This is a genomic window from Enterobacter sp. DC4 (genome assembly GCF_000568095.1).
GTDB classification, from domain to species: domain Bacteria; phylum Pseudomonadota; class Gammaproteobacteria; order Enterobacterales; family Enterobacteriaceae; genus Enterobacter; species Enterobacter pseudoroggenkampii.
Map to the genome: position 1 here is coordinate 542,272 of NZ_AZUB01000001.1, position 17,461 is coordinate 559,732.

The window sequence follows — 17,461 nt, forward strand, 5'->3', positions numbered from 1 at the left end:
CGCCTCACTTCGCGATGTGCGCAACGGTGGCGATTTCAACCAGCGCGTCCGGCTTCACCAGCCCGCACTGAATGCAGAAACGGGCCGGTTTATCGCCGGGGAAGAACTCCGCGTAGATTTCATTAATCGCGGCGTAGTTTTTCCAGTCGGTGATAAAGATGCTGTTGAAGGTCACATCCTCCATCGTGCCACCCGCCGTTTCGATCACGGTTTTGATCGTCTCCAGCACGTGGCGGGTTTGCGCCTTTGGGTCGTTGATAAACACCACGTTGTTGTCTTTATCAAACGGCAGCGTGCCGGAGACATACACCACGCCGTCGGCAAGGGTGCCGGGGACAAACGGGGCGATGGGCGTGCTGGTGCCCGGCGGGATAATTACGGATTTCGGCATCGTGTGTCTCCTCAGGCGATACGGGCGAGCGGGGGATTCAGGGCGTCGCAGAAATCCGCAACGTTACTGACCCAGCCAAAAAAGGTTTCGATGTTGAACAGGGCCGCCTTCTGGGCGAAATCCGGCCCGGCCTGATGAGTCGCGTCTTCAAGCACCACGCCGAAATACTCGAGGAAAAAGCCGTCGCGCAGGGTCGACTCCACGCAAACGTTGGTGGCAATGCCGGTGAAGACCAGGTGGCGAATGCCCCGGCTGCGCAGCAGGCTGTCGAGCGGCGTGTTGAAAAAGCCGCTGTAGCGCGGTTTCGGCAGGACGATATCACCCGCCTGCGGGACCAGTTCATCCACCAGCTGATAATCCCAGCCGCCCTTCGCCAGCAGTTTGCCCTGCAGCTCGGGCCGTTTACGCATGGTTTTCAGGGCGTTCGACTTGTGGAAGTTGGGCGAGCCGGGGCCTCCGGCCTCGACGTACTGATCGTCCCAGCCGTTCTGGAACCAGATGATGAGCATGCCCGCGGCGCGCGCGGCGGCGACGGCGGTTTTAATGTTCTCAATCACCGGTCGGGTGGCGGAGACGTCGAACCCCGCCAGATCCAGATAGCCGCCCTGGCTGGCGTAGGCGTTTTGCATGTCCACCACGATCAGCGCGCTCTGCTCCGGCGCAAAGGTGATGGCTTCCGGACGTGCGTTAAGGGTTGTCATTACGCCACCTCCTTCGTGACGGCAGGGATGTGGGCTCGGCACTGCATCAGCGGCTGGATGCGCTCGCCGAAGGTTTCCACGCCGGTGAGGAAGTCATCGAAGGTCAGCAGGACGCCTTCCGCCCCAGGGACGGCCGCCACTTCGTCAAGCATTCTGGCAACGCTGGCGTACGAGCCGACCAGGGTGCCCATGTTGATATTGACGGCGGAGGTCGGGTCGGCCATCTGACGAACGTTGGTGTCCGCGCCGGAGCGGGTATCCTTCTGGCTCTGCTCGGTGAGCCAGCTCAGGGCTTCCTCGTCGGCGCCGTCCTTATAGCGCTCCCATTTTGCGCGCGCCGCGTCGTCGGTTTCGTCGGCAATCACCATAAACAGCACGTAGGATCCCACGTCGCGCCCGGTTTTGTCGGCGGCTTCTTTCATGCGCGCGGCGGTCGGGGCGAAGGCGGCAGGCGTGTTCACACCTTTACCGAAGCAGAAGTTAAAGTCGGCGTATTTCGCCGAGAATTCCATTCCCGCGTCGCTCTGCCCGGCGCAAATCACCTTCATCGGCACCGACGGCTGCGGGCTGACGCGGCAGTCGTTCATGGTGAAGAAGTCACCCTTGAAATCGCTTTTGCCGGTACCCCACAGATCGCGCAGCACCTGCACGTATTCGGTCAGGTAGTCGTAGCGACGCGAGAAGTAATCGTCCCCCGGCCAGAGCCCCATCTGCTCGTACTCCGGTTTTTGCCAGCCGGTGACCAGGTTGACGCCAAAGCGCCCGCCGGAGATGGAGTCGATGGTGGAGGCCATGCGCGCCACGATCGCCGGGGGCAGGGTGAGCGTGGCGGCGGTGGCGTAGATCTGGATCCGCGAGGTGACTGCGGCCAGCCCGGCCATCAGGGTGAAAGACTCCAGGTTGTGGTCCCAGAATTCGGTTTTGCCGCCAAAGCCGCGCAGCTTGATCATCGAAAGCGCAAAGTCGAACTGGTAGTGCTCCGCTTTCTGCACGATGGCTTTATTTAGCTCAAAGGTCGGCATGTATTGCGGTGCAGTGGTCGAGATAAGCCAGCCGTTGTTGCCGATGGGTACAAATACGCCAATTTTCATCACGAACCTCTCTTCATTACGTCGCAGGTGTAACGGTGTTTTTGCAAAGGCAGTGCCAGTTTTGAAAATGGCTGTGTTATTAATGTGTTAATCAGAAGTTGGTGGATTGATGCAGCTAAATGTGGACTAACTGGTCAAAAACATTGCACAGAAAACAGGCATTCATGCGCGATCGGAGTGCAGGATGTCGTGGCGAGACGGGGGTTTTGCTATGCTGAGGGCAACGCAGAATAAGGAGAGCGGGAATGACACAAGGCGCAGTGAAAACACCAGGTAAACGTTCGCAGGCGGTGAGCGCTAAGAAACAGGCGATCCTCAGCGCGGCACTGGAGACCTTTTCGCAGTTTGGTATTCACGGCACGCGCCTGGAGCAGGTGGCGGAGCAGTCCGGGGTCTCCAAAACCAATCTGCTCTACTACTACCCGTCGAAAGAGGCGCTGTATGTCGCGGTGATGCAGCAGATCCTCGATATCTGGCTGGCGCCGCTGAAAGCCTTCCGCGAAGAGCTGGCCCCGCTGGTGGCGATCAAAGAGTACATTCGCCTAAAGCTGGAGGTGTCGCGCGATTACCCGCAGGCTTCACGACTGTTTTGTCTTGAGATGCTGCAGGGGGCGCCGCTGTTGCAGGCGGAATTAACCGGAGATTTAAAACAGCTGGTGGACGATAAGTCGGCCATTATCGCCGGATGGGTGGCCAGCGGAAAACTGGCTCCGGTCGATCCGCATCATCTGATCTTTATGATTTGGGCCTCCACCCAGCATTACGCTGACTTTGCGGCCCAGGTCGAGGCGGTGACCGGTAAAACGCTCCAGGACGAAGCGTTTTTCCACAGCACCCTGGAAAACGTACAGCGGATGATTATCGAAGGGATCCGCCTGCGTTAGTTCCCCTCACCCTAACCCTCTCCCCAGAGGGGAGAGGGAACTGTTCTGTGCTGTCTTTTCTCCCTCGGCCCTATGGGGAGAGGGGACAGCTTAGGTTGCCCTCTTCGCACTGCATCAGCGAGGCCAGAAACGCTTCGCGCTCCACGGTTTTTTCCGCCAGGCACTGGTTAACAATCATTGGCTGGACGCTCCCGCCTTCCGTCCCCGAACCGATAAACGCACAGTCCGCGTCGCGCAGGGCAATCCACGCCTGCTGCGCTTTTTTCAGCAGATCGCGCTGGGGAGCAGCCGCACGCTTGATGGCGGCCTGATAGGTCTGGTTGAGCTTTTTATCGGCAGTCTGGTACTGCTGCGCGCTACAGGTATTCAGTTCAAGCTGAGTGGTCGCTTTGTCGCACTCGTCGGCCAGCGCGCTGGCGCTCAGCAGCAGCGCTGCGCCTGCGAGAAATACTCTTTTCATCATCCCCTCCGTGTAAAAAAGCCGGATGCGCTGCGCTTATCCGGCCTACGGTTGTTTTGTAGCCCCGGTAAGCGTAGCGCCACCGGGGAAAGTTTACACGATTAACCGATGGTCATCAGGCTGGCGTTACCGCCTGCCGCCGCGGTATTGACGCTGAGAGAGCGTTCTACATACAGGCGTTCCAGCAGCAGGTTGGTTTCCCCGCGCGCGAAGCCCTGCACCGAAACAATTGCCCCGCTGCGGGCCGCAACCTGCTCGCAGAGTTCGCGCAGCTGGTCGGAATCACCGTGATAAATCACGGCATCAAACGGCTGCGACAGCAGCGCATCGGCTTTCGCGAAGTGAATGCGGGCCGAGACCGCTTTCGGCAGCTGTTTGGTGAGATCGCGATGCAGCGCATCGTCCGGCCACAGCACTTCACACCCGGTTGCCATCGCGGCAGCCAGCTGCACCAGCGCGTCCTGCTCGTTATCGGCCACGCACAGTACGCGCTCGCGCGGCATCAGCGTCCAGGTGTTGCGCTCGCCGGTCGGCCCCGGCAGCAGACGCTGCGTACCGGCCTGTGCCAGCTCGCCGTACTGCTGCGCAACGGCACGCAGTTCAGGACGTTTCTCCGCCCAGGCGATCAGGGCCTCCAGCGGCTGCGTCAGCACGGTTTTCAGCTGTGCATCCACCGGATATTCCGCATCCTGACGTGCCAGGGTGACGCCCAGCGCGTTCTCCGGACGGTTCGCCAGCAGACGGTACAGGTAGAGCGGACCGCCCGCTTTCGGGCCGGTGCCGGAGAGGCCTTCACCGCCGAACGGCTGCACGCCCACGACCGCGCCAACCATGTTGCGGTTAACGTACAGGTTGCCCACTTTGGCGCTGCCGGTTACCTGCGCGATGGTCTCGTCGATACGGGTATGTACGCCAAGCGTCAGGCCATAGCCGGAGGCGTTGATCTGCTCAACCAGCTCGTTGAGGTTGTTACGGTTGTAGCGCACCACGTGCAGTACCGGACCGAAGACCTCTTTTTTCAGCTCGTCGAAGCTCGCCAGCTCGATAAGCGTAGGCGGCACAAAGGTGCCGGTCCGCCACTCGCGGGTATCTTCGCTGTTTTCACGCACCGCCTGGAACACCGGACGGCCTTTCGCGCGCATGGTCTGAATGTGGTTTTCGATGTTGGCTTTGGCTTCCGCGTCGATCACCGGCCCGATGTCGGTGGTGAGACGGCCCGGGTTGCCCATACGGCATTCGGCCATCGCGCCGCGCAGCATCTTCAGCGTGTGGTCCGCCACGTCGTCCTGCAGGCACAGCACGCGCAGGGCGGAGCAGCGCTGACCTGCGCTGTCGAAGGCGGAGGCCAGCACGTCGACCACTACCTGCTCGGTGAGGGCGGAGGAGTCAACGATCATGGCGTTCATGCCGCCGGTTTCCGCGATGAGCGGAGTAGGACGCCCCTGCGCATCCAGACGGGTGGCAATGTTGCGCTGCAGCAGCGAGGCCACTTCGGTCGAACCGGTAAACATCACGCCGCGCACGCGGTTATCAGAGGTCAGTTTGGCGCCCACAGTTTCACCGCGGCCCGGCAGCAGCTGGACCACGCCCGCCGGTACGCCAGCTTCCAGAAGAATGTTGATGCCCTGTGCGGCAATCAGCGGGGTCTGCTCTGCCGGTTTTGCCAGCACGCTGTTGCCTGCGGCAAGCGCGGCGGCAATCTGGCCGGTGAAGATCGCCAGCGGGAAGTTCCACGGGCTGATACAGACGACCGGGCCGAGCGGACGGTGGGTTTCGTTGTCGAAATCATCGCGCACCTGACCGGCGTAGTAGTGCAGGAAGTCGACCGCCTCGCGCACTTCGGCGATGGCGTTGCTGAAGGTTTTACCCGCTTCGCGCACCAGAATACCGATGAGCGACTGCATCTGATCTTCCATCAGCACCGCCGCGCGCTCCAGAATGGCGGCACGCTCCTGTGGCGGCGTGGCGAACCAGATAGGGGCGTTGTTCACCGCGCTGTCAAGCGCCTGATCCACTTCCGCTTCGGTGGCTTCACGCACGTAGCCGACGATATCTTTTGGCTCTGCCGGGTTGATAACAGGCTGCATGTCGCCGTCAGCAGCGGGCTGCTCCAGCATCGGTTTGGCCTGCCACTTCTGCAATGCACTGTTGAGCAGGGCAGAGGAGAGGGATGCCAGACGGTGTTCGTTGGCGAGATCCAGGCCCGCCGAGTTAACGCGGCCTTTGCCGTACAGCTCGCGCGGCAGGGCAATCTTCGGATGCGGCAGACCAATCTGGCCTTCCTGGGCCGCCATCTTCTCTACGGCCTGCACCGGGTCGGCCACCAGCTCGTCCAGCGGCAGGGTGGTGTCAGCGATGCGGTTAACGAAGGAGGTGTTCGCGCCGTTTTCCAGCAGGCGACGCACCAGGTATGCCAGCAGGGTTTCGTGGGTACCCACCGGAGCATAGATACGGCACGGGCGGTTCAGCTTGCCGTCCGCCACTTTACCGGTCACCTGCTCATACAGCGGTTCACCCATGCCGTGCAGGCACTGGAATTCGTACTGGCCCGGGTAGTAGTTCTGCCCTGCCAGGCTGTAGATTGCCGCCAGGGTGTGGGCGTTGTGGGTAGCGAACTGCGGATAGATCAGGTTCGGCACGCCGAGCAGCTTTTTCGCGCAGGCGAGGTAAGAGACGTCGGTGTAGACCTTGCGGGTATAGACCGGATAGCCTTCCAGCCCTTCCATCTGGGCGCGTTTGATTTCGCTGTCCCAGTAGGCCCCTTTCACCAGACGGATCATCAGGCGACGGCGGCTGCGGCTGGCCAGGTCAATCAGGTAATCAATGACGAACGGGCAGCGCTTCTGGTAGGCCTGGATAACGAAGCCGATGCCGTTCCAGCCCGCCAGCTCCGGCTCGAAGCACAGTTTTTCCAGCAGGTCGAGGGAGATCTCCAGACGGTCGGCCTCTTCGGCGTCGATGTTGATGCCGATGTCATACTGGCGCGCCAGCAGAGTCAAGGACTTCAGGCGCGGGTAGAGCTCTTCCATCACCCGGTCGTACTGCGCGCGGCTGTAGCGCGGGTGCAGGGCGGAAAGCTTAATCGAGATGCCCGGGCCTTCATAAATACCGCGACCGTTGGACGCTTTACCGATGGCGTGGATCGCCTGCTGGTAAGAGACCATATAGGCCTGCGCGTCGGCGGCGGTCAGGGCCGCTTCGCCGAGCATGTCGTACGAGTAGCGGAAACCTTTATCTTCCAGCTTGCGGGCGTTCGCCAGCGCTTCGGCAATGGTTTCCCCGGTGACGAACTGCTCGCCCATCAGACGCATCGCCATGTCCACGCCTTTGCGGATCAGCGGCTCGCCGCTCTTACCGATAATGCGGTTCAGGGAGCGTGACAGGTTGGCTTCGTTATGGGTGGAGACCAGTTTGCCGGTAAAAAGCAGGCCCCAGGTCGCCGCGTTAACGAACAGCGACGGGCTGCGGCCAATGTGGGAATGCCAGTTACCGTTGCTGATCTTGTCGCGGATCAGCGCGTCGCGGGTGGCTTTATCCGGAATACGCAGCAGCGCTTCCGCCAGGCACATCAGCGCCACGCCTTCCTGTGAGGAGAGGGAAAATTCCTGCAGCAGACCCTGAACCATCCCGGCGCGGCCGGTGGCGGTCTTCTGGTTACGCAGCTTGTCGGCTAACTGATACGCCAGGCTGTGCGCCTGTGCGGCAACGGCTTCCGGCAGGCGAGCCTGCTCCAGCAGCATCGGTACGGCGTCGGTTTCGGCACGGCGGTAGGCGCCGGTAATGGCGGCACGGCTGACGGACTGCGGCAGGATCTGCTCGGCAAATTCAAGGAACGGCTGATGGTTCTCGTCACCAGCGGCTGGCGCTTCCTCGCTTTCGTTCGCTGCACCGGCCAGCAGGGCAGGTAGCTCCGGCAGGCCCTCATCGCTCTCGAGTCTTTCGAGATAGTTAAAAATCGCCTGCTTAATTAACCAGTGCGGCGTGCGGTCAATGCGGGTTGCCGCGGTCTTAATCCGTTCGCGGGTGGCGTCATCCAGCTTAACCCCCATGGTGGTCATACCCATGCCAAAGCTCCTGTTGTTCTGTAATAGCGTTCTGTAGATAGCGTGAAATATCCCCCATGTTGCAACTTTGTGCAACCGTGTTAAATGTGACCTGGTTTGCAACCCGGAAAATGAATGGATTGTTAACGAATGGTTAGCTGGAAAAACGTGCTGCTTTTGTCCCGGGAAGCCTGTTTTTATGCGGGAGTTAACACTTTTAAAAGGTGCAACCCGTAAAAGCGTGAGCGAGTGCAACCTATAGGAAACTCGTATCAAGCCGGGGATGAAATTGATGTAAATGCAGTGTTAAATCGTTTGTCAGCGGAGGGCGCATACGGCAGGATAGCGCGCCTCACCGAAACACAAGATACCGTCACCACGTTCCGGTGATCATATAACAAGGCAACCCGGACGGTTGTCGCTCGACACTTTTGGAGAATTTGAATGGCTATTAGCACACCGATGCTGGTGACATTTCTCGTTTATATATTTGGCATGATCCTGATAGGGTTTTTGGCGTGGCGTTCAACGAAAAACTTTGACGACTACATTCTGGGCGGACGCAGTTTAGGCCCAATGGTGACCGCACTCTCTGCGGGCGCTTCCGACATGAGCGGCTGGCTGCTGATGGGGCTGCCGGGCGCGATTTTCATCTCCGGTATCTCTGAAAGCTGGATCGCCATCGGTCTGACCGTCGGTGCATGGATCAACTGGAAGCTGGTGGCAGGCCGCCTGCGCGTGCACACCGAGGCCAACAACAACGCCCTGACGCTGCCGGACTACTTCACCGGACGCTTTGAAGATAACAGCCGCGTGCTGCGTATTATCTCGGCGGTGGTGATCCTGGTGTTCTTCACGATCTACTGTGCCTCCGGCATCGTGGCCGGTGCGCGCCTGTTCGAAAGCACCTTCGGCATGAGCTACGAAACCGCCCTGTGGGCCGGTGCGGCGGCAACCATTCTCTATACCTTCGTGGGCGGTTTCCTGGCGGTAAGCTGGACCGACACCGTGCAGGCGAGCCTGATGATCTTCGCGCTGATCCTGACCCCGGTGATTGTGATTTTCACCGTTGGCGGCTTTGGCGATTCGCTGGAGGTGATCAAGCAGAAGAGTATCGAAAACGTCGATATGCTGAAAGGGCTGAACTTCGTCGCTATCGTCTCCCTGATGGGCTGGGGTCTGGGCTACTTCGGTCAGCCGCACATCCTGGCGCGCTTTATGGCGGCGGATTCTCACCACACCATCGTCCATGCGCGTCGCATCAGTATGACGTGGATGATTCTGTGTCTGGCGGGGGCGTGTGCGGTCGGCTTCTTCGGTATTGCCTACTTCAGCAATAACCCGGCGCAGGCGGGCGCGGTGAACCAGAACGCCGAGCGCGTGTTTATCGAGCTGGCGCAGATTCTGTTTAACCCTTGGATTGCCGGTATTCTGCTCTCCGCGATCCTGGCGGCGGTAATGTCCACCCTGAGCTGCCAGCTGCTGGTCTGCTCCAGTGCGATCACCGAAGACCTCTACAAAGCCTTCCTGCGTAAAAACGCGAGCCAGAAAGAGCTGGTGTGGGTAGGGCGCTTTATGGTGCTGGTGGTGGCGCTGATTGCCATCGCGCTGGCGGCCAACCCGGAAAACCGCGTGCTGGGTCTCGTGAGCTACGCGTGGGCGGGCTTTGGTGCGGCGTTTGGTCCGGTCGTGCTGTTCTCCGTCATGTGGTCACGTATGACCCGTAACGGCGCGCTGGCAGGAATGATTATCGGTGCGCTGACCGTTATCGTCTGGAAACAGTTCGCGTGGCTGGGCCTGTACGAAATCATCCCAGGCTTCATCTTCGGCAGCATCGGTATCGTGGTCTTCAGTCTGCTGGGTAAAGCACCGTCTGCCTCCATGCAGAAACGCTTTGCGGAAGCAGACGCGCACTACCACTCCGCACCGCCGTCTAAGCTGCAGCCGGAATAATTTTCCCACGTAACACCGTAGGCCGGGTAAGCGTTAGCGCCACCCGGCTTTTTCTTGCAAATTTTCCAGAATTACGTTGATATCGCTGCACTTATAACAATGAGGATAGCGAAGCATGACAATCAAAACAGGGTTAATGGCGGCAGCATTATTGATGCTGGCGGGCTGCAACGCGCCATCGCAACATGCGGCGGTAGAAACCTGCAAAGCGGATAACCAGATGCAGCAAACCACGCTCTATTTCGGCTTAAACCGTCCTGCCGGGGCGCAGATCACCAGCAACGAATGGCAGCAGTTTGTTGACCAGGACGTGACGCCGCGTTTCCGCGATGGCTTAACGGTGTTTGATGCCCGCGGGCAGTGGCTGGGGAACGACGGGAAAGTGGCGCGTGAACCGAGCAAGGCGTTGATGCTGATCCACGGTAAAGATGCGCAGAGCGAGAAGAACATCGAAGCGTTGCGCGGGATTTATAAATCACGCTTCGCGCAGGAGTCGGTGATGCGCGTCGACCAGCCGGTGTGCGTGCAGTTTTAATGAAAACGGCGGGATAACCCGCCGTTGTTGTATCGTAGGCCCGCGCAAGCCAAGCGCCGCCGGGCACAAACGGCACAAAACTTACAGCACCAACCCCGCAAAGCTCGCCGACAGCAGGCTCACCAGGGTCGCACCGTACACCAGACGCAGACCAAACCGCGATACCACGTTACCCTGCTGCTCGTTCAGGCCCTTAATCGCCCCGGCCACGATGCCGATGGAGGCGAAGTTCGCGAACGACACCAGGAAGACGGATAAAATGCCCAGCCCGCGCGGGGACATCTGGTGCGCTATTTTTTGCAGCTCAATCATCGCCACAAATTCATTCGCTACCAGCTTGGTTGCCATAATGCTGCCCGCGTTTAAGGCATCGCTCAGAGGAATCCCTACCAGCCATGCCAGGGGATAAAATACATAGCCGAGGATCTGTTGGAAGCTCATGCCAAATACGCTGGAGAAGAGGGCGTTAACGGCACTAATAAGCGCGATAAAACCAATCAGCATCGCCAGAATAATCATCGCCACCTTAAAACCGGCCAGAATATACTCGCCAAGCATCTCGAAGAAGCTCTGCGATTCATGCAGTTTTTCCAGTTTGATATCCGGCTCCGCTTCCGGGCGCGTCGGGTTGATGACCGTGAGAATAATAAAGGTGCTGAACATGTTCAGAATCAGCGCCGCGACGACAAATTTAGCGTCGAGCATGGTCATATACGCCCCGACAATCGACAGGGAGACCGTCGACATCGCCGTGGCTGCCATGGTGAAGAGTCGACGAGAGGAGAGATCGCCCAGCACGCCTTTGTAGGCAATGAAGTTTTCCGACTGACCGAGGATCAGCGAACTCACCGCGTTAAAGGATTCCAGCTTGCCCATACCGTTCAGTTTTGACAGCAGCGTACCGATTACCCGAATAAAAATCGGCAGGATCCGCCAGTGCTGAAGAATACCAATCAGCGCGGAAATAAAAATAATCGGGCAAAGTACGCCGAGGAAAATGAACGCCAGACCTTTTTCTCCCATGCCGCCAAAGACGAAATTAGTGCCTTCACCAGCAAATTTGAGCAGCGACTCAAAAAATCCTGAGACGTATTTAATCAGGAATAACCCGCTTTCGGCGTGCAGGAAAAAGAACGCCAGGGCAATTTCTATGACAATCAGCTGTAAAACAAAACGAATGCGAATTTTTCGGCGGTCGAAACTCACCAGCCAGGCAAGCGCGAGAATAATGACCAGCGCCAGCAGGAAATGGACAATTTTAAACATAATTTAATTTCACCAGGTGTTTGAGGCGGTTATTTAGCCACAGCCCTGAATCAGCGTAAATGGGCATTTTCGTTATAACTTATAAACTTAACGATAACACCTGAAACTATTATCAGGCTGGGCGTTTACAACTCGTTATCAAAACACCGCACATTTCGCTTGTGTTTCTTTCTGCCGTAATGATAATCACTATCACAAGAATTTACCTTTCTTTGCATCAGTTGACCGCGATAAACATTTAAGGTGTCGGCATGTTTGTTCCATTTCTCATTATGTTACGTGAAGGGCTCGAAGCCGCCCTTATCGTGAGCCTCATCGCCAGTTATCTGAAGCGAACCCAGCGCGGGCGCTGGATTGGCGTCATGTGGATCGGGGTATTCCTTGCCGCGGCGCTCTGCCTGGGCCTCGGTATCCTCATCAACGAAACCACCGGCGAGTTTCCGCAGAAAGAGCAGGAGCTGTTTGAGGGTATCGTCGCCGTGATTGCGGTGGTGATCCTCACCTGGATGGTGTTCTGGATGCGTAAGGTCTCCCGTAACGTGAAGGTGCAGCTGGAGCAGGCGGTGGATAACGCGCTGCAAAAGGGCAATAACCACGGCTGGGCGCTCATTATGATGGTCTTTTTCGCCGTCGCGCGCGAAGGGCTGGAGTCTGTTTTCTTCCTGCTGGCGGCGTTTCAGCAGGATGTGGGGATCTGGCCGCCGCTGGGGGCCATGCTGGGCCTCGCCACGGCCGTGGTGCTCGGTTTCCTGCTCTACTGGGGCGGTATCCGCCTGAACCTGGGCGCCTTCTTCAAGTGGACCAGCCTGTTTATTCTGCTGGTGGCCGCGGGTCTGGCGGCAGGGGCGATTCGCGCCTTCCATGAAGCGGGCCTGTGGAACCACTTCCAGGACGTGGCGTTCGACCTCAGCAACGTCCTCTCCACGCACTCTCTGACCGGCACCCTGCTCGAAGGTATCTTCGGCTATCAGGAAACGCCAAGCGTCAGCGAAGTGGCGATGTACTTTATTTATCTGGTTCCGGCGCTGGTGCTGTTCGCTATGCCGCCGCGTACCGGCACGCAGGCGTCGCGCGTTGCGCCGTAATAGTTGATTTAGTTACAACATACTTTTAAAGGGAAGAGTCATGGCAATTCAGTTCCGTCGTAGTGCGTTATGCGCAGGCATTGCCGCGCTGTTCGCTTCTGCATTCTCCGCCTGGAGCGCGGATGTTCCTCAGGTTAAAGTCACCGTCAACGATAAGCAGTGCGAGCCGATGACCCTCACGGTGAACAGCGGCAAAACCCAGTTCATTATTCAGAACCACAGCCAGAAGGCGCTGGAGTGGGAGATCCTGAAAGGGGTTCTGGTGGTGGAGGAGCGTGAAAATATCGCCCCTGGCTTCAGCCAGAAAATGACCGCCAACCTGCAGCCGGGCGAGTATGAGATGACCTGCGGTCTGCTGACCAACCCTAAAGGGAAGCTGATCGTCAAAGGTGAAGCGACGGCCGATGCGGCGAAAGGCGCTGCGGTGCTGAGCCTGGGCGATGCGATTACCGCGTATAAAGCCTATGTCACGAAAGAGACGGCGGACCTGGCGACGGCAACCAAAGCCTTTACCGATGCGGTGAAAGCCGGTGATATCGAAAAAGCGAAATCCCTCTATGCGCCAACCCGTCAGCACTACGAGCGCATCGAGCCGATCGCCGAGCTGTTCTCTGACCTTGATGGCAGCATTGACGCCCGCGAAGATGATTTCGAGCAGAAAGCGGCCGATCCGAAATTCACCGGTTTCCACCGTCTGGAGAAAGCCCTGTTTGGCGATAATTCTGCCAAAGGGATGGAGAAGTATGCCGACCAGCTGAACAGCGACGTGCTGGAGCTGCAAAAGCGCATCAGCGAGCTGGCCTTCCCGCCGTCAAAAGTGGTGGGCGGCGCGGCCGGGCTGATTGAAGAAGTGGCCGCCAGCAAAATCAGCGGCGAAGAGGATCGCTACAGCCATACCGACCTGTGGGACTTCCAGGCTAACGTCGACGGCGCGCAGAAAATTGTTAACCTGCTGCGTCCTCAGCTGCAGAAAGAGAACGGCGAACTGCTGGCCAAAGTGGATGCCAACTTCAAAAAGGTCGACACCATCCTGGCGAAGTACCGCACCAAAGACGGGTTTGAGACCTACGACAAGCTGACCGATGCCGACCGCAACGCGCTGAAAGGTCCGATCACCGCCCTGGCGGAAGATCTCTCTCTGCTGCGTGGCGTACTGGGTCTGGACTAAGCACGATGAATAAGCATAGCGAGAACGACGTGGTTGAGCCTTCACGTCGTCGATTGTTAAAAGGAGTAGGGGCGCTGGGGGGCGCGCTTGCTCTGGCCGGTGGCTGTCCGGTGGCGCATGCGGAGAAACCGCAAAGCGCACCCGGCACGCTGTCACCCAATGCCCGCATGGAGACGCAGCCGTTTTATGGCGAGCATCAGTCGGGTATCCTGACGCCGCAGCAGGCGTCTATGATGCTGGTGGCCTTTGATTCGCTGGCCAGCGATAAAGCCGATCTGGAACGCCTGTTCCGCCTGCTGACGACGCGCATCGCGTTTCTTACCGCCGGTGGGCCGGCGCCCGATACGCCGAACCCGCGTCTGCCGCCAATGGACTCCGGCATTCTGGGGCCGTTTATCGCCCCGGATAACCTGACCATTACCGTTTCGCTCGGTGAATCGCTGTTTGACGCGCGCTATGGGCTGGCAAAACAGAAGCCGAAGGCGCTGCAAAAAATGACGCGCTTCCCGAATGACTCCCTGGATGCGGCGCTGTGTCACGGCGACCTGCTCCTGCAGATCTGCGCCAATACCCAGGACACGGTGATCCACGCCCTGCGCGACATCATTAAGCACACGCCGGATCTGCTGAGCGTGCGCTGGAAGCGGGAAGGGTTTATCTCGGACCACGCCGCACGCAGCAAAGGGAAAGAGACTCCGGTGAACCTGCTGGGCTTTAAGGACGGTACGGCCAACCCGGACAGCCACGATGGCGCGCTCATGAAGGAGGTGGTGTGGGTCACTGCCGATCAGGGCGAACCGGCATGGGCGGTTGGTGGAAGCTATCAGGCGGTGCGGATTATTCAGTTCCACGTGGAGTTCTGGGACCGCACGCCGCTCAAAGAGCAGCAGACGATCTTTGGTCGGGATAAGCAAAGCGGGGCACCGCTCGGCATGAAGAACGAGCATGATGTGCCTGACTACGCCCGCGATCCCAATGGCGATGTAATTGCGCTCGACAGCCATATTCGTCTGGCCAACCCGCGCACCAAAGAGACGCAATCGAGCCTGATGATGCGTCGGGGCTACAGCTACTCGCTCGGCGTGACTAACTCCGGTCAACTCGATATGGGGCTGCTGTTCGTCTGCTATCAGCACGATCTGGAAAAGGGCTTTCTCACCGTGCAGAAGCGGCTCAACGGTGAAGCGCTGGAAGAGTACATTAAACCCATCGGCGGCGGCTATTTCTTTGCCCTGCCAGGGGCGCGCGACAGTAACGCGTACCTCGCTCAAGGGCTGCTCGAAGCCTGATAATCGTCCCTGCGATAGTTCGCGGGGACATTATTTTTTCATATGACTATCTTGTTGTTATATTTCTGTAATATTTCTATATAAGACTGAATCCACTGCAGGTGCAGTCTTAAAAGTTGCATTCAGGTAAAATAAATGTTGCATTTGTGATAACTCCTGATGTACTTAAGATAAGACAGCGGTAGTTCCCGGCAGTGATGCTGAATCACTATGGAGATCGCGAATGGTTGCGTCCTGTACTGGACAAGGTAAACATAACAACCGCAGCACCCGGCGCGGAGGCTCAGACTCCGGCAGCGATTTCCTCACCACTAAATTCTCCCCCCTTCCTCAAGAATCTGATTCGACCGACGTGCAGAACGGTGCGCGTAGCTGTTCCGTATCGTCATCCGATAAAGCAAGCAATGGCTTACAAGGAAGCCAACCCTCTGATGTTCGTGCGCATAATCGTGCCGAAGCTGGCGCGTGTGATGAATACCAACAACTCAAGGTGCTATCCATGGGAAGACAAAAAGCAGTGATCAAAGCTCGTCGCGAAGCAAAACGTGTGCTGAGACGGGATTCACGTAGCCATAAACAGCGTGAAGAAGAATCGGTCACCTCGCTTGTGCAGATGAGTGGCGTAGAAGCAATTGGCATGGCCCGAGACAGCCGTGATAATTCTCCAATTGTGGCGCGCAATGAGGCTCAGGCGCACTACCTGAATGCTATCGAGAGTAAACAGCTCATCTTTGCAACCGGTGAAGCCGGATGCGGGAAAACCTGGATTAGTGCAGCCAAAGCGGCGGAAGCGCTGATCCATAAGGACGTGGAAAGAATCATTGTTACCCGTCCGGTACTGCAGGCTGATGAAGATCTCGGCTTCTTGCCCGGAGATATTTCGGAGAAGTTTGCCCCGTACTTCAGGCCCGTCTATGACGTGCTGGTGAAGCGACTGGGCGCATCCTTCATGCAGTACTGCCTGCGACCAGAGATTGGCAAGGTGGAAATCGCGCCGTTCGCCTATATGCGCGGACGTACATTTGAAAATGCGGTCGTCATTCTTGACGAGGCTCAGAACGTGACCGCTGCGCAAATGAAGATGTTCTTAACGCGCCTCGGGGAGAACGTGACGGTTATCGTTAACGGCGATATTACCCAGTGTGACCTGCCATCCGGCGTGAAATCCGGGCTGAGCGACGCCATGTCACGTTTTGAGGAAGATGAGATGATTGGGGTGGTACGCTTCACCAAAGAGGACTGCGTGCGTTCGGCGCTCTGCCAGCGCACGCTGCAAGCGTATTATTGAGTTTGCTGTTGTGTTCAAGGCCCGGGAAACCGGGCTTTGTTTTTTGTGAAGGCATGAGTCGGGTGGCGCTGCGCTTACCCGACCGACAATACCCGTAGGCCGGGTAAGCGCAGCGCCACCAGGCATAAAGAGCGCAGGGAGTCTCAAGGTTCGAATCCCCAGGTGCGATCCAAAAGAAAAAAGCCCGTACTTTCGTACGAGCTCTCATCTTAAATATGGCGGTGAGGGGGGGATTGACTCGCTTCGCTCGCCCTGCGGGCAGCCTGTTCGCTACGCTCTCAGTCTGTCCAACTGGCTGTCGCCAGTTGTCGAACCCCGGTCGGGGATTCTCATCCCCCCGCAGGCGTGCAACATGCGAAAAAAAAGCCCGCATTTTCATGCGAGCTCTTCTTCAAATATGGCGGTGAGGGGGGGATTCGAACCCCCGATACGTTGCCGTATACACACTTTCCAGGCGTGCTCCTTCAGCCACTCGGACACCTCACCATATTGTTTTGCTGCCTGACCGCTTGGGGGGCAACGGGGCGCTACTATAGGGAGTTGCGCTAAAACGGTCAAGCAGATTTTCTGTATTCGTGTGCGTTCGGTTAAGCCTTAATCAGCTCTTGTCGCAGCACGGGTTATTAACGCTGAGAATCGAGCACTTCGCTGTTTTTAACCACTTCCTGTGCTTTGCCGTAACTTTCGATCAGCAACTGGTAAGCCGGGAAGATGTGGGTGTACACCTCAGCCCACTCAGCCGCGTCCTCACGGTTCCAGGTTCGCTGGATCTCAGAGGCCACCGCCGCCGTATCCATCGGAACCACACCGGCCTGCACCACGCGCGCCAGGGTGATCTCCTGCGCCATCTTGCTGTAGGTGCCGGAGGCATCAATCACCGCAAATACTTTATACCCGTCCGCCACCGCGCTAATTGACGGGAAGGCCATGCAGACGCTGGTGATAGTGCCCGCGATAATCAACGTTTTGCGCCCGGTGGCTTTTACCGCAGCCACGAACTCCGGGTTATCCCAGGCGTTGATTTCACCTTTACGGGCAACATATTGCGCATGCGGCGCGTTGGCGTGGATCTCCGGGATAAGCGGTCCGTTCGGTCCCTGCGGAACGGACGCGGTGGTGATCACCGGGATCTTCGCCAGGGTCGCGATCTTCGCTAACGCTGCCGCACGGGCGCGCAACTCTGGCATTGGCATATCTCCGACGGTCTGGAACAGACCGCTCTGGTGATCGATAAGCAACATCACCGCATCGTTCACATCAATAACCGGACGGGTGCCATTAAAATTCGCAGGTGTAGACATCTTCTT

At 58.0% G+C, this 17,461-nt stretch carries 14 protein-coding genes, 1 tRNA gene and 1 other RNA gene; 7 read left to right on the top strand and 9 right to left on the bottom strand.

All coding sequences use genetic code 11. From position 1 onward, the window contains the following. Positions 1–4 precede the first annotated feature (4 nt). The 3 genes from rutC to rutA are packed head-to-tail and all read right to left on the bottom strand — an operon-like array spanning position 5 to position 2,183. Complete coding sequence (rutC, locus tag P349_RS21400) at positions 5–391, bottom strand: pyrimidine utilization protein C (protein WP_008499822.1); 387 nt, start codon at positions 389–391, stop codon at positions 5–7. Between the two features lie 11 nt (positions 392–402). Beyond that, a complete protein-coding gene (rutB, locus tag P349_RS21395) occupies positions 403–1,092 on the bottom strand; it encodes a pyrimidine utilization protein B (protein ID WP_032648971.1) in 690 nt (229 codons plus the stop codon). Next, a complete protein-coding gene (gene rutA, locus P349_RS21390; protein WP_032648969.1) occupies positions 1,092–2,183 on the bottom strand; it encodes a pyrimidine utilization protein A in 1,092 nt (363 codons plus the stop codon). Before rutA ends, rutB begins: the two co-directional genes overlap by 1 nt. A gap of 245 nt (positions 2,184–2,428) precedes the next feature. Between rutA and rutR the strand changes: the two genes are divergently transcribed. Next, complete coding sequence (rutR, locus tag P349_RS21385) at positions 2,429–3,067, top strand: HTH-type transcriptional regulator RutR (protein ID WP_008499819.1); 639 nt, start codon at positions 2,429–2,431, stop codon at positions 3,065–3,067. A gap of 70 nt (positions 3,068–3,137) precedes the next feature. On the opposite strand, the gene P349_RS21380 is transcribed toward rutR, so the two are convergent. After that, entirely contained in the window at positions 3,138–3,527 is a 390-nt protein-coding gene (locus P349_RS21380; protein WP_032648967.1) for a lysozyme inhibitor LprI family protein, read from the bottom strand. Positions 3,528–3,628: 101 nt separating this feature from the next. Then, on the bottom strand, positions 3,629–7,591 hold the full coding sequence (gene putA, locus P349_RS21375; protein ID WP_032648965.1) for a trifunctional transcriptional regulator/proline dehydrogenase/L-glutamate gamma-semialdehyde dehydrogenase: 3,963 nt from the start codon (positions 7,589–7,591) through the stop codon (positions 3,629–3,631). A 423-nt stretch (positions 7,592–8,014) separates the two neighbouring features. Here putA and putP point away from each other — a divergent pair, with 423 nt between their 5' ends. Together putP and P349_RS21365 are read left to right on the top strand one after the other, a co-directional pair. Beyond that, positions 8,015–9,523: a sodium/proline symporter PutP gene (gene putP, locus P349_RS21370; protein ID WP_024909642.1), complete on the top strand. Its 1,509-nt coding sequence runs from the start codon at positions 8,015–8,017 to the stop codon at positions 9,521–9,523. A 115-nt stretch (positions 9,524–9,638) separates the two neighbouring features. Continuing rightward, positions 9,639–10,058, top strand: coding sequence for a DUF3574 domain-containing protein (locus P349_RS21365; protein ID WP_032648964.1), 420 nt, complete (start codon positions 9,639–9,641; stop codon positions 10,056–10,058). 81 nt (positions 10,059–10,139) lie between these two features. Here the strand turns inward: P349_RS21365 and P349_RS21360 are convergent, their stop codons facing one another. Beyond that, on the bottom strand, positions 10,140–11,324 hold the full coding sequence (locus P349_RS21360; protein WP_024908972.1) for a NupC/NupG family nucleoside CNT transporter: 1,185 nt from the start codon (positions 11,322–11,324) through the stop codon (positions 10,140–10,142). A gap of 251 nt (positions 11,325–11,575) precedes the next feature. Between P349_RS21360 and efeU the strand changes: the two genes are divergently transcribed. The 4 genes from efeU to phoH all read left to right on the top strand — a co-directional run bounded on the left by efeU (position 11,576) and on the right by phoH (position 16,154). Continuing rightward, positions 11,576–12,409: an iron uptake transporter permease EfeU gene (gene efeU / locus P349_RS21355; RefSeq protein ID WP_032648962.1), complete on the top strand. Its 834-nt coding sequence runs from the start codon at positions 11,576–11,578 to the stop codon at positions 12,407–12,409. 40 nt (positions 12,410–12,449) lie between these two features. Then, a complete protein-coding gene (efeO, locus tag P349_RS21350) occupies positions 12,450–13,577 on the top strand; it encodes an iron uptake system protein EfeO (RefSeq protein WP_032648960.1) in 1,128 nt (375 codons plus the stop codon). 5 nt (positions 13,578–13,582) lie between these two features. Continuing rightward, positions 13,583–14,866 (top strand): iron uptake transporter deferrochelatase/peroxidase subunit, encoded by a 1,284-nt coding sequence (efeB, locus tag P349_RS21345; protein ID WP_032648958.1) that lies wholly within the window; start codon positions 13,583–13,585, stop codon positions 14,864–14,866. A gap of 499 nt (positions 14,867–15,365) precedes the next feature. Then, positions 15,366–16,154, top strand: a complete 789-nt coding sequence (phoH, locus tag P349_RS0124025; protein ID WP_024908976.1) for a phosphate starvation-inducible protein PhoH — start codon at positions 15,366–15,368, stop codon at positions 16,152–16,154. A 216-nt stretch (positions 16,155–16,370) separates the two neighbouring features. On the opposite strand, the gene P349_RS25130 is transcribed toward phoH, so the two are convergent. The 3 genes from P349_RS25130 to P349_RS21335 all read right to left on the bottom strand — a co-directional run bounded on the left by P349_RS25130 (position 16,371) and on the right by P349_RS21335 (position 17,455). Next, positions 16,371–16,508: non-coding RNA, RtT sRNA (locus P349_RS25130), on the bottom strand. Between the two features lie 44 nt (positions 16,509–16,552). Next, positions 16,553–16,640 (bottom strand) — tRNA-Ser (locus P349_RS21340). 137 nt (positions 16,641–16,777) lie between these two features. Continuing rightward, positions 16,778–17,455 (bottom strand): isochorismatase family protein, encoded by a 678-nt coding sequence (locus P349_RS21335; protein ID WP_032638688.1) that lies wholly within the window; start codon positions 17,453–17,455, stop codon positions 16,778–16,780. Between the last annotated feature and the right edge of the window lie 6 nt (positions 17,456–17,461).